The 755-nt window shown below is 66.6% G+C and carries 2 protein-coding genes; one reads left to right on the top strand and one right to left on the bottom strand.

Features of this window, described 5'->3' with window-relative positions; translation table 11 throughout:
• A partial coding sequence (locus tag AC1D12_RS34570) for a carboxymuconolactone decarboxylase family protein (protein ID WP_477845563.1) occupies positions 1–210 on the bottom strand: 210 nt, incomplete at its 3' end.
• Between the two features lie 189 nt (positions 211–399).
• Between AC1D12_RS34570 and AC1D12_RS34575 the strand changes: the two genes are divergently transcribed.
• Positions 400–755: LysR family transcriptional regulator (locus tag AC1D12_RS34575; protein ID WP_477845564.1), on the top strand; the 356-nt coding region annotated here is incomplete at its 3' end.

Below are 755 nucleotides of genomic sequence, written 5' to 3' on the forward strand. Positions count from 1 at the left end.
ACCGAGGGCACACAGCGCCGCGACCGTGGCGAGTTCGCGTTCGCGCAGGCCCAGCCCCTTGCGCGCATAGATGTCACCGAACGGGAACTCGACGATGTAGCGCGCGAAATCGGGAAAGGATTTCGCCAGCCCCTCCACAGCCTCCAGGCCCGCGGGGCCGTCGACGGCAGCCAGCATCGCGGCGCCGCGTTCGTAGCGGTCGGCGCTCATCGTGCGGTGGGGCAGATTGCAGCGAGGCTGCCTGCGGCGATGGGATGTCTGACGGTCATGAGCGGCTCCTGAATGTGCGATGCAAGCCACTGTAGGCGCAGGCCTCGGCATGGGGAATGACCAAGTTGGTGATACCTTTTCGGTATGTCATCACGCTTGGATTCCCGCTCTCTTGCACTCTTCCTGGCCGTGGCCGACACGTCGAGCTTCCGGCAGGCCGCCGAGACGCTGCATGTGTCCCAACCACCGTTGAGCCGTGCGATCCGTGAACTCGAGGAGCGGCTGGGTGCACGCCTGTTCGACCGCGGTACCCAGGGTGTGAGCCTCACCGAGGCTGGCCGCAAGCTGCTGCCCTACGCGCGAAGCGTCGGGAGATTGCTCCGTGAAGCCGAGGCCAGCCTGGCGCATGAGGGCATGCCGCAGAGTTTGAGGCTCGGCCTGACGAGCGCTGTCGAACCGGCGTGGTTCGGTGGGCTCGCGGAACGGATCCAGGCGAGGCATCCCGACACGGCCGTGTCGGTGATCGTCGACACGTCCCCCAGGCT

It is taken from the genome of Rhizobacter sp. P1_G5, assembly GCF_056405435.1.